Below are 12,354 nucleotides of genomic sequence, written 5' to 3' on the forward strand. Positions count from 1 at the left end.
TAAGAAGGATTTTTTTATGCTTTATAAGATTTTATTTTTAAAGTAATTTATCAAGATTTAAATAAATTAAACATTGTAATATTCCATACTTTCAACAAGTAATATTTCAGGTACTTTACAATCTATTTTAAAATCTTCAAAATCATTTAAAAGTACAAAATTAACTTGACCATTAGAGTTTTTCTTATCGTGTTTTAGCAAGTCTAAAATTGCCGAAAAATCTTTTTGAAGAAGATTTGTTTTAGGATAAATACTTAAAATAGTTTCTTTAACTTCACTTAATTTTTCTTCAGTTAAACTTAAAAGTTTAGTTGATAAATAACTTTCACAAACCATTCCTATCGCAATTGCTTCTCCGTGAGTTAGGTTTTCTTTATCTTCAGATTCTAAGTAAAAAGACTCAATTGCATGCCCTAAAGTATGACCAAAATTTAAAATTTTACGTAAGTAATTTTCCTTAGGATCTTGTAAAACAACTTCGTTTTTAATTTCAATAGATCTAAAAATTAAACTATTGATATTGTTTTCTTTATGCTCTTTTATTTCATTAAAAAGTTTAACATCATATGTAAGCCCGTATTTAATAATTTCTGCCATTCCAGAAGTTACTTCTCTTTCAGAAAGTGTGCTTAAATATGCATCATCTACAATAACCATTTCAGGATTGGCAAACAAACCAATTTGATTTTTTAGTACACCTAAATCTACACCTGTTTTTCCTCCAACAGAAGCATCCACCATAGAAAGTAGAGTAGTAGGAATGTTCACAAAATCAATTCCTCTTTTAAAAGTTGAAGCTACAAACCCCCCTAGATCAGTAATTACACCACCGCCTAATGTAATTAGTAAACTTTTTCTATCTCCACCTAAATCTGTAATTGCATTCCAAACGCCCATACAAGTTTCTAAGTTTTTATGGATTTCACCAGCATCAATCTCAATAATTTCAATGGTTTTATCAGTTTCTAATAAAGGGATAAATTTAGGATAACAACATTCAATAGTGTTTTCATCAACTAAAATAAAAATTTTAGAATAGTTTTTTTCTTTAATTAATGTTGAAAGAGCTTTATATCCTTTCTCTTTAAAATGCACAAAATAACTAACAGCTTGTATAGATTTCATAGTGTAAAAATTACGAGTGCAAATTAAAAATAAATTATTGAATTATTTATCCTCTTAGTCTATCTTTGTTTTACTAAAACGATATAGTATGAAACTTTTTGATAATACCGAAATAGCATTTTCTTTAAAATCAGACTCACAACTAGAGCGCGCTTATTTTTTGTTTAGAATGATACAAAATCAACCAATGGTAAGAATTGGTAGTGCTGTAACTAATTTTGCTTTAAAAGCACATTTACCTATTGAGGGTTTAATTCGCTCAACCGTTTTTGATCACTTTTGTGGTGGAGTAACAGAAGAAGATTGTTTGCCTATTATAGACAATATGTATAATAAAGGAAAAGTACATAGTGTTTTAGATTACTCTGTAGAGGGTAAAGATGAAGAAATTAGTTTTGATGGAGCTTTAGACAAAATATTAAGAATTATTGATTTTTGTGAAGAAAAACAATCTATTCCTTATGCTGTTTTTAAACCATCGGGTTTTGGAAGGTTCGGATTGTATCAAAAAATATCTGAAGGAAAAAAACTTACATCAGAAGAGAAAGAAGAATGGAGTAGAATAGAGGCACGTTTTCATAAAGTATGTAAAATAGCACATCAAAAAGATGTTCCTTTGTTAATTGATGGAGAAGAAAGCTGGATGCAAAAAGCTGCAGATGATTTAATTGAAGGTTTAATGGAAACCTATAATAAAGATAAAGCTATCGTATTTAATACATTGCAAATGTATAGACATGATAGAATGAATTACTTAAAAGGGTTACATGAAAGAGCAAAAGAGAAAGGTTTTCATATTGGTATGAAAGTAGTTAGAGGTGCCTACATGGAAAAAGAACGAGAAAGAGCTGAAGAAAAAGGGTATCCTTCACCAATTTGTAAAGATAAAAAAGCAACAGATGTTAATTATGACACTGCAATAGCTTACATGATGGAACATCCAAAAATGGCTTTATTTGTAGGAACACATAATGAAGAAAGTTCTTATTTAGCAATGGATTTAGCAAAAAAAAGAGGCATAGAAAAGAATGATAATCGTCTTTGGTTTGGTCAATTATTTGGCATGAGTGATCATATTAGTTATAATTTAGCTAATCAAGGCTATAATGTTGCTAAATACCTTCCTTTTGGTCCTGTAAGAGATGTAATGCCATATTTAATTAGAAGAGCTGAAGAAAATACTTCTGTTGCCGGACAAACAAGTAGAGAATTAAACCTTTTAAAAACTGAACGTAATCGAAGAAAATTGTAGTGAAAACTGTAGAAGAAAAAAGTTATTGCTTAAAAACAACTTATATTTCTTTAATTAAATTTGGAAAAGGAAAAAAAATAAAATTCAATTATTAGGTGTTTGTATATTTATACCTACAATGACGGTTTTTATTAAAGTTAGTTCCAGATATTTTATCTTATACTTTTTAATATAAAAAAGAAAAATTTTAATATCTTGTTAAAGATTTTAGAGGTTAAAACCATGTTTTCTCAATAAAAAAATGAAGCTATAGTTAACTTTTAAAATTATAAAATAAAAAGATATTGAGTAAGTTATACATTGCTTATAAAAATAATTAATAAGAAAACGTATAAATAGCATAGAAACAACTACTTTTGCACGAAATTTAAGAATTTAAGCATGCAAATCAGAAACATTGCTATTATAGCACACGTTGATCACGGTAAAACAACTTTAGTAGATAAAATTATAGATCAAGCAAAAATCTTAGACGATCGTAAAGAGCGTACAGATTTATTGTTAGATAACAATGATTTAGAACGTGAAAGAGGTATTACAATTCTTTCGAAGAACGTTTCCGTTCAATATAAAGGCACAAAAATTAATGTAATTGATACTCCTGGTCACGCCGATTTTGGTGGAGAAGTAGAGCGTGTATTAAAAATGGCTGATGGTGTTTTATTATTAGTTGATGCTTTTGAGGGGCCAATGCCACAAACACGTTTTGTACTAGGTAAAGCTCTGGAGTTAGGTTTAACACCAATTGTGGTTGTAAATAAAGTAGATAAAGAAAACTGTACACCTGATTTAGTTCACGAAAAAGTTTTTGATTTAATGTTCGCTTTAGAAGCAACAGAAGAACAATTAGATTTTACAACAATATACGGTTCTGCAAAGAACAACTGGATGAGTACTGATTGGCAAAATGAAACGACAGATATTGTTCCGTTATTAGATGCTGTGTTAGAATCAATACCAGAAACTAAGTATAATGAAGGTACTCCACAAATGCAAATTACTTCGTTAGATTTTTCTTCTTTTAAAGGAAGAATTGCTATCGGACGTATTTTCCGTGGAGATTTAGAAGTTGGTAAAGATTACATGCTATGTAAAGCTGATGGTTCTACTAAAAAAGTTAGAATTAAAGAATTACATGTATTCGAAGGAATGGGTAAAGCTGAAGTAGCTAAAGTACCTTGTGGAGATATTTGTGCAATTACTGGTATTGATGATTTTGAAATTGGAGATACTATAGCAGATTTAGAAAACCCAGAAGCGTTACCAAGAACAGAAATTGATCAGCCTACAATGAGTATGTTGTTTACAATTAATAACTCACCTTTCTTTGGTAAAGAAGGTAAATATGTAACATCTCGTCACTTAAGAGATCGTTTATTTAAAGAATTAGAGAAAAACTTAGCTATGAAAGTTGAGACTACTGATTCTGAAGATAAATTTAATGTTTACGGTCGTGGAGTTTTACATTTATCGGTATTAATTGAAACAATGCGAAGAGAAGGATACGAATTACAAGTAGGTCGTCCTCAAGTAATTTTAAAAGATATTGATGGAGTTAAATGTGAACCAATGGAAACATTATCTATTGATTTACCAGAAGAAGTATCTTCTAAAGCTGTAAACTTAGTTTCTTTACGTAAAGGAGATTTAATGATTATGGAACCAAAAGGAGATTTACAACACTTAGAGTTTACAATTCCTTCTAGAGGTTTAATAGGTTTAAGAAATAAGATTTTAACAGCTACCTCTGGTCAAGCAATTATAAACCACCGTTTTTCAGAATACGGGCCTTATAAAGGAGATTTTGCAGAGGATTTAAAAGGAGCTATTGTTGCAGCAGCAGCAGGTAAAGCAACTGCTTATGCAATTGATCGTTTACAAGATAGAGGAAAGTTTTTTATTGATCCAAACCAAGAGATTTATGTTGGTCAAGTAGTTGGTGAAAATGCAAAAGCTGATGATATGGCTGTGAACTTAATTAAAGGAAAGAAATTAACAAACGTTCGTTCTTCAGGAACTGATGATAGTGTTAAAATTGCTCCTAAGATTGATTTTTCTTTAGAAGAATGTATGGAGTATATTAGAGCGGATGAGTATTTAGAAGTTACACCAGAGAGCTTACGTATGCGTAAGATTAATTTTAAAGCTTAATTTTTCTAGGTTACTATAACTTTAGAATTTTTAATAAAGTCAAAAGCTCAAGTTTAAAATTTGAGCTTTTTTTTATATTTGTATTATGAACAATTTTAATATACTTTTTGAAACTTTAGAGCAAAGCCTTATCAATAATGAGTTTGTAAAACTAACATTAAGCAAACCTATTAGAAAAAGTGAAGCATTGGTAAATGTATATATGCGCTTATTTGTTGTTGATGATAAAAAAGTTTTTCAACTAAAATATCGTTTTACATCAGAAGAAAAATACGAGCAGTTTTCTTTAGATGAAGTAGTTTTAGAATTGGAAAGGTTATTGCTACAATCTTTTAGAGCAGCAACTTTATTCACATTAAAAGAAGATTTACTGGTTATGGTATCAAAAAAGAAACTTGTGTCATATAGAGATAATGCACCTAGTTTTAAAAATAAATTGCCAGAAATTTCATTAGGTTCATAAAAATATAAAAGGTCAATATTACTTTCACTATGATTAATGTTGATTAATGTTGATTGATGGTTTTCCTCTATTTCTTCTCTTAATTAATAATAAGTTATAAAAAACATTAAGTAAAAAATAAAAGATTTTATACGTTTTTTGCCCAAAATTAGTTAATTATAGCATAAAAAGACTGATTTTTATTATATTGTCATTATTAAAAATAGATGAAATTAATTCAATTTTTAAATAAATTTTATAAGTTTGATTTATAATTATAAATAATAAAAAAACAATAAATTATTTTAAATTCTAACGAAATCATAAAAGAAACAAAACAATCGGTAAAGTATTTAATATCAGAACTATTAGAGGCGGAAATCTCAAATTTTAATCGCATAATTCGTTCAGCAAATTTTTCAGTTAATGATTTTGAAAAATATTTGTCATGGTCCGAAGATTGTTATACAAGAAACTGTATAATTGAAAATGAAAATTTTGAATTGATTTTAATTTGTTGGTGTAAAGGTCATAAAACAGGAATTCATGATCATGGAGGAGAGGAGTGTTGGGTAAAAGTTATTGAAGGTGAGTTTAAGGAAACGATTTACAAAAAAGATAATTCAGGAGAACTTAATGTTGTAAAATCTATCGTTTCAAAGCAAAATGAAGTAACCTATATGAAAGACTTTATGGGGTTTCATAAACTAGAAAACTTATCAAACAAAAGAAGTGTATCACTTCATTTATATGCAAAACCGATACGCAAATGTAATATGTTTGACGAGGCTTCAAATACGTTTATAAGTAAGGATTTATCTTATGATACTACAAAATAAAAATACATAAATTAAAAGTTTACAATAGTATGTCTAATATCAATAAAGATTTAACTTTATTTAATGAACTGGTAGAAGCTTTAATTAACGAAGAAGCAAAAAATCCAGTAGCAGAAAGAATAGAAGCAAGTGAATTGTATGACACTATTGATCTTTCGTTAAATCAATCTGCAATGATTGATGATGATTTTAAAACCACGCTTCAAAATGTTTTAGTTGCTACGCCAAAAACAGCTACAAATTTATTTTTTAATCAGCTTTTTGGAGGTAGACAAAGTAAGGCGGTAATAGGAGATTTATTAGCAGTTTTACTTAACAATAGCATGTATACTTATAAAGTTGCTGGTCCTCAAGTTGGTATTGAACAAGAAATTATAAGGCAATCTTGTAAACTTGTTGGTTATGGTTCTAATAGTAATGGTACTTTTCCAACTGGTGGTTCTATGAGTAATTATATGGGGTTAATTATGGGACGTGATGCAAAAGATCCAAATTGTAGGTTAGATGGAATGACAAAACAGTTAATTATTTATACATCTAAAGAATCTCATTACTCAAATGCTAAAAACGCCAGTTTTGCAGGAATTGGAAGAAACAATATACGTTATATAAAAGCAGATTCTAAGGGAAGAATGATTCCTGATTTGTTAGAGGATCAGATTAAACAAGATATAAAAAATGGAGGAATTCCAACTTATGTAAATGCAACTGCAGGAACAACTGTTTTAGGGGCTTTTGATCCTATTGATAAAATTGCTGATATTACAGAAAAGTATAAAATTTGGCTTCATGTTGATGGTGCTTATTGTGGAAGTTTAATTTTTAGTACCAAATATAAACACCTTTTAAAAGGTGTAGAAAGGTCTAATTCTTTTAGTTACAATGCACATAAAATGTTAGGAACACCTTTAAGTTGCTCAATTATTTTAGTAAATGATAAAAAGCAATTGTATGATTCTTTTAGTAATGATGCATCATATTTGTATCAAACTGATGGAGATGATTTTAACTTAGGAAAAACTTCTTTTCAATGTGGTAGAAGAAACGATGCTTTAAAGTTTTGGACTCTTTGGAAATCAGTAGGTACAAATGGCTTAGAGAAAATTGTAGATAAGCAGTTTGATTTAGCAAACTTTGCGTTAGAATATATTAGAAGCAATTCTGATTATAAACTATATAGTTTTGATAATTCAATTTCTGTATGCTTTAATTATAAAAATATTGATCCAACAGCGCTTTGTACAGCCTTATATGAAGAGCAAATTACGGTTGTAGGTTTTGGTTCGTTTGAAAATGATACTTTTATAAGATTAGTAACAATCAATGCAAATAATGAAAAACAAGATATTTTAAATTTCTTTAAAGTATTAGAAGATTTTGTAGCTAAAACGCCAAATTTACTTAAGTTAAAAAGTTAGAAGAAGTAAAATTTACAATTATAGATTCTAAAAGCTCAAGTTTAAAACTTGAGCTTTTTATATTTGTATAATAGTATTTATAAAGAATTAATGGATAAAGAAAAGTCATCAAAAAAAATAAAAAAACCTTGGAAAACTAAAGATGCTATGAATCAGGTTTATGAAATGAAACTTTGGGGTTCAAATTCAGCTAAGTTTTATTCTGGTGATGGATCTCATAATCAAGAAATTGTAAAACCATATATTGATGTAGTTTCTTTATTTTTAACTTCTTTTGAAAAACCAATAGTTGTTTGCGATTTAGGTTGTGGAGATTTTAACATTGGTAAGCAATTAGTACAGCACACAAAAAAATATATTGCTGTAGATATTGTAAATGAACTTATAGAATACAATAAATCAACTTTTGTTGATGACAAACTCGAATTTAAGTGTTTAGATATTTCAAAAGACGAGTTACCAATTTCAGATTGTGTAATTATTAGGCAAGTTTTACAACATTTATCAAATTCGGAAGTACAAAATATTGTAAATAAATTAGCAAATTATAAATATGTTATTCTTACTGAACATATACCTTTTAAGGATTTTACACCAAATATTGATATAATTTCAGGGCAAGGAATTCGGTTAAAAAAACAAAGTGGAATAAATTTATTAAAACCACCTTTTAATTTTAAAGTTAAATCAGAAAAACAAGTTTTATCCAATATTTTAGACAAAGGTAAAGGGGTAATTGTAACTACAATTTATGAAGTATTTTAATAAATTATATAAATATATTGTCAGCAACTTTACTTTTTAAATTATCAAAATCATATAAGTCTTTATCTAATAAATGAGAAGGAAAAACATTTTGTAAAGCATTCATCATAATTGAGTTTCTATTTGGGAATTCAGTTTCCCAATTTTTAATCATTTGTTTTACATTTTGTCTTTGTAAGTTTTCTTGAGATCCACAAAGATTACAAGGTATAATAGGAAATTTTTTATAATTAGAGTACTCTTCAATATCTTCTTCTTTACAAAAAGCCAAAGGTCTTAGAACAACTAAATCTCCAGCATCATTTTTAAATTTAGGTGGCATAGTTTCCATTTTTCCGGCAAAAAAGAAGTTTAAGAAAAAGGTTTCTAAAATATCATTTCTATGATGACCTAAACTAATTTTATTACAACCTAAATCTTTTGCTGCTTCATATAAAGTTCCTCTTCTTAAACGAGAGCATAAACTACAAGTAGTTTTACCTTCAGGAGTTTTATCCATTACTATTTTATAAGTGTTTTTCTCAATAATTTTGTAACTTACCTTTAAGTTACTTAAATAAGTTGGTAAAACTTCTACAGGAAAACCAGGTTGCTTTTGATCTAAATTTACTGCAATAATATCAAAAGTAATAGGCGCCACTTTTTGAAAATACAATAACATATTAAGCATAGTATAACTATCTTTTCCACCAGAAAGACACACCATTATTTTATCCCCTTCATTAATCATAGTGTATTGCTGAATTGCTTCAGCAACAGCTTTTTGCAATTTTTTAGTTACTTGTTGTTGTTTCATATTTGCAAAAATAATATTTAACTTATATTTTGATGTATCTAATTAATAAATAATAACATTTTCTTTTTTGTTAGAAAATTCAACAATTATTAAGAATTTGATAAATATTTGATTTTTAGTTTATTTTTATAAACTTCGTTTGGTGAATTAAAAATAAAATTAAGATATTTGCATCAAAGAAATTAGAAACATGAATTTTATTCAAATACATCATCATCATTTTTACAATTGCAATCAAGCGATTTAAAGATGTATTGAATAAAATCAAGATATTTATAAACCTGTTTGAGCAAATCAAACAGGTTTTTTTAATTTAAAATCGTATTTGCTCAAAATATTTAATAAAAACAAAAAATGAGTAATTTAAGAATTGCAGTACAAAAATCAGGAAGGTTAAACGAAGATTCAATGAGAATCTTAAAAGACATTGGTATTTCTATAGATAATGGAAAAGATCAATTAAAAGCATCAGCAAGAAATTTTCCTTTAGAAGTTTTCTATTTAAGAAATGGAGATATTCCACAATATTTAAGAGATGGAGTAGTAGATGCTGCTATTATTGGCGAAAATGTTTTAATAGAAAAAGGAAGCGATTTAAGTTTTGTTGAACGCTTAGGGTTTTCTAAATGTAAGGTGTCAATTGCTGTACCAAAAGATTCTAAAGCAAATTCTTTAAAGGATTTAGATGGAAAACGAATAGCAACTTCATATCCAGAAACAGTTAAAAAGTTTTTAAAGGAACAAAGTTTAGAAGCACAATTGCACATTATAAATGGGTCTGTAGAAATTGCGCCCAATATTGGTTTAGCAGATGGTATTTGTGATATTGTTTCAAGTGGAAGTACTTTATTTAAAAACGGATTAAAAGAAATTGAAGTTTTATTAAAGTCAGAAGCTGTTTTAGCAGTTTCTCCACAAATTTCTAATGAAAGAAAAGCAATTTTAAATAAAATTCAATTTAGAATTCAATCTGTTTTAAAAGGAAGAGAATCTAAATATGTGTTGTTAAATGCACCTAATGAAAAATTAGATGATATTTTAAAACTATTACCTGGTATGAAAAGTCCAACAGTTTTACCACTAGCAGAAAAAGGTTGGAGTTCTGTACACACTGTAATTCCAAAAAATCAATTTTGGGAAATAATTGATGCTTTAAAAGATAAAGGGGCTGAAGGTATTTTAGTTTGTCCTATTGAAAAAATGGTTTTATAACATGAAAACAATTATAAATCCACAAAAAAAAGATTGGGTTCAAATATTAGAAAGACCTACAAAAACGGTTGATGATATTGAAAACACTGTAACTCAAATTTTTGATGATGTTCAAAAAAATGGAGATATAGCGGTACAAAAATATACCCAATTATTTGATGGTGTAACCTTAGAGAACACATTGGTTTCTGAAGAAGAGATACAAGATGCTATTTTTTTAATTTCTGATGAATTAAAAGCTGCAATAAATCTAGCAAAAGAAAATATAACAAAATTTCACACAGCTCAGAAAACAGAAAAAGTTTTTGTAGAAACTCAATCTGGTGTTGAGTGTTGGCAAGAAAAAAGACCAATTCAAAAAGTTGGTTTATACATTCCTGGGGGAACAGCACCATTATTTTCTACAGTTTTAATGTTAGCAATACCCGCACAAATTGCTGGTTGTAAGGAAATTGTTTTGTGTTCGCCTCCAAATAAAGAAGGCAAAATTCATCCCGCAATTTTGTACGCAGCAAACTTGTGTGGTGTTACAAAAATTATAAAATCTGGAGGAATACAAGCTATTGCTGGTTTTACTTTCGGAACTACAATAATTCCAAAAGTGTATAAAATATTTGGCCCTGGAAATCAATTTGTAACTGTAGCAAAACAATTAGCAACAAAATATGGGGTTGCTATAGATATGCCTGCTGGACCAAGTGAATTGTTAGTAGTTGCTGATGATTTTGCTAATGCAAGTTTTGTGGCTTCAGATTTATTGAGTCAAGCAGAACATGGTGTTGATAGTCAGGTTATTTTAGTATCAACTTCTCAAAAGTTAATAGATAAAGTTGATAAAGAAATAAAAAAACAACTTTTAGAATTACCAAGATTAGAAATTGCCCAGAAAGCAATTGATAATTCTAAATCTATTTTTGTTGATAATGATGAAATTGCCTTAGATTTAATCAATAAATATGGGCCTGAGCATTTAATTGTTTGTACAAAAAATAATGATTTTTATATTGATAATATAGAAAATGCAGGTTCTGTTTTTATAGGAAATTATTCACCAGAAAGTGCAGGAGATTATGCTTCAGGAACCAATCATACTCTTCCAACAAACGGATTTAGCAAAGCCTATTCTGGCGTAAATTTAGATAGTTTTACAAAAAGTATTACGTTTCAAAAAATATCAAAGAAAGGAATAGAAGTTATTGGGAAATCTATAGAATTAATGGCTGAAGCAGAGGGTTTACAAGCACATAAAAACGCAGTTACTTTAAGATTAAAAAGTTTAAAATCATGAAAATTTTAGATTTAGTTAGAGATAATATAAAAGATTTACAACCATACTCTTCCGCCAGGGATGAATATAAGGATGCAACATCTAAAGAAATGATTTTTTTGGATGCAAATGAAAACCCATTTGAAAATGGTGTAAATAGATATCCAGATCCACAACAGAATAATCTTAAAGATTTACTTTCTGAGATTAAAAACATAGATAAAAAAAACATTTTATTAGGAAATGGAAGTGATGAAGTTTTAGATTTAATTTTTAGAGTGTTTTGCGAACCTAATAAAGACAATATAATTACATTACCACCAACTTATGGAATGTATTCGGTTTTAGCAAACATCAACGCAGTTGAAAATAAAAAAGTGCTATTAAATAAAGATTTTCAACCTAGAGTAAGTCAAATTTTAGATAGCGCTGATAAAAATAGTAAAATTTTATTTTTATGTTCACCAAACAACCCTACTGGAAATAGTTTTACAGTAAATGCAGTTGAAGAATTATTGATAAAATTTAAAGGAATAGTTGTTTTAGACGAAGCATATATAGATTTTTCTGATAAAAAAAGTTGGTTAGAAAGGTTAGAAGAATTTCCAAATTTAATAATTATACAAACTTTATCAAAAGCTTTTGGTTTGGCAGGTGTACGTCTAGGAGTTTGTTATGCATCCAAAGAAATTATTAATGTTTTAAACAAGATAAAACCTCCTTATAACGTTAACGAGTTAACTCAACAAAGAGCAATTGTTAGATTGCAAAAAACAGATGAGATTTATAATGAAGTTGGGCAATTAGTTAGTGAAAGAAAACGATTAAAGAAAGAACTAGAAAGTTGTGTAGGTTATATTGAAGAAGTATTTCCATCTGATGGTAATTTTTTATTATTAAAGGTAGATGATGCAACAAAAAGATATAATCAATTAATTGAATATGGAGTTGTAATAAGAAATAGAACCACACAACCTTTGTGCGAAAATTGTTTACGTATAAGTGTTGGTATTTGTGAAGAAAATCAAAAATTATTAAGAGCTTTAAAAGCAATACAATAAAAATTAAACAATTTTAAAAAAGTTTA

11 protein-coding genes are annotated in these 12,354 nt (G+C 28.0%); 9 read left to right on the forward strand and 2 right to left on the reverse strand.

What is annotated here, in order from left to right:
• Positions 1 to 66: 66 nt before the first annotated feature.
• The gene (gene aroB, locus Q0733_RS09435) at positions 67 to 1,125 is read right to left on the reverse strand and encodes a 3-dehydroquinate synthase (protein ID WP_298781766.1); all 1,059 of its coding nucleotides are present in this window, start codon (positions 1,123 to 1,125) and stop codon (positions 67 to 69) included.
• 88 nt (positions 1,126 to 1,213) lie between these two features.
• Between aroB and Q0733_RS09440 the strand changes: the two genes are divergently transcribed.
• The 6 genes from Q0733_RS09440 (at position 1,214) to Q0733_RS09465 (ending at position 7,992) form a co-directional block, all read left to right on the forward strand.
• Entirely contained in the window at positions 1,214 to 2,377 is a 1,164-nt protein-coding gene (locus Q0733_RS09440) for a proline dehydrogenase family protein (protein WP_298781769.1), read from the forward strand.
• 381 nt (positions 2,378 to 2,758) lie between these two features.
• Positions 2,759 to 4,528, forward strand: coding sequence for a translational GTPase TypA (typA, locus tag Q0733_RS09445; protein ID WP_298781772.1), 1,770 nt, complete (start codon positions 2,759 to 2,761; stop codon positions 4,526 to 4,528).
• Positions 4,529 to 4,613: 85 nt separating this feature from the next.
• Positions 4,614 to 4,991 (forward strand): hypothetical protein, encoded by a 378-nt coding sequence (locus Q0733_RS09450; RefSeq protein WP_298781774.1) that lies wholly within the window; start codon positions 4,614 to 4,616, stop codon positions 4,989 to 4,991.
• Positions 4,992 to 5,350: 359 nt separating this feature from the next.
• The gene (locus Q0733_RS09455) at positions 5,351 to 5,809 is read left to right on the forward strand and encodes a cysteine dioxygenase family protein (RefSeq protein ID WP_298781898.1); all 459 of its coding nucleotides are present in this window, start codon (positions 5,351 to 5,353) and stop codon (positions 5,807 to 5,809) included.
• Positions 5,810 to 5,838: 29 nt separating this feature from the next.
• On the forward strand, positions 5,839 to 7,227 hold the full coding sequence (locus Q0733_RS09460) for an aminotransferase class V-fold PLP-dependent enzyme (protein WP_298781777.1): 1,389 nt from the start codon (positions 5,839 to 5,841) through the stop codon (positions 7,225 to 7,227).
• Between the two features lie 90 nt (positions 7,228 to 7,317).
• A complete protein-coding gene (locus Q0733_RS09465) occupies positions 7,318 to 7,992 on the forward strand; it encodes a methyltransferase domain-containing protein (RefSeq protein ID WP_298781780.1) in 675 nt (224 codons plus the stop codon).
• A 4-nt stretch (positions 7,993 to 7,996) separates the two neighbouring features.
• On the opposite strand, the gene ttcA is transcribed toward Q0733_RS09465, so the two are convergent.
• The gene (gene ttcA, locus Q0733_RS09470; protein WP_298781782.1) at positions 7,997 to 8,788 is read right to left on the reverse strand and encodes a tRNA 2-thiocytidine(32) synthetase TtcA; all 792 of its coding nucleotides are present in this window, start codon (positions 8,786 to 8,788) and stop codon (positions 7,997 to 7,999) included.
• Positions 8,789 to 9,142: 354 nt separating this feature from the next.
• Here ttcA and hisG point away from each other — a divergent pair, with 354 nt between their 5' ends.
• The 3 genes from hisG to hisC are packed head-to-tail and all read left to right on the forward strand — an operon-like array spanning position 9,143 to position 12,328.
• A complete protein-coding gene (gene hisG, locus Q0733_RS09475; RefSeq protein WP_298781783.1) occupies positions 9,143 to 10,000 on the forward strand; it encodes an ATP phosphoribosyltransferase in 858 nt (285 codons plus the stop codon).
• A gap of 1 nt (position 10,001) precedes the next feature.
• The gene (gene hisD / locus Q0733_RS09480) at positions 10,002 to 11,288 is read left to right on the forward strand and encodes a histidinol dehydrogenase (RefSeq protein WP_298781785.1); all 1,287 of its coding nucleotides are present in this window, start codon (positions 10,002 to 10,004) and stop codon (positions 11,286 to 11,288) included.
• Positions 11,285 to 12,328, forward strand: coding sequence for a histidinol-phosphate transaminase (gene hisC / locus Q0733_RS09485; protein ID WP_298781786.1), 1,044 nt, complete (start codon positions 11,285 to 11,287; stop codon positions 12,326 to 12,328). The genes hisD and hisC overlap by 4 nt, the downstream gene beginning before the upstream one ends.
• The last annotated feature ends 26 nt before the right edge of the window (positions 12,329 to 12,354 follow it).

Source organism: uncultured Polaribacter sp. (assembly GCF_947500975.1).
Taxonomy (GTDB): Bacteria; Bacteroidota; Bacteroidia; order Flavobacteriales; family Flavobacteriaceae; genus Polaribacter.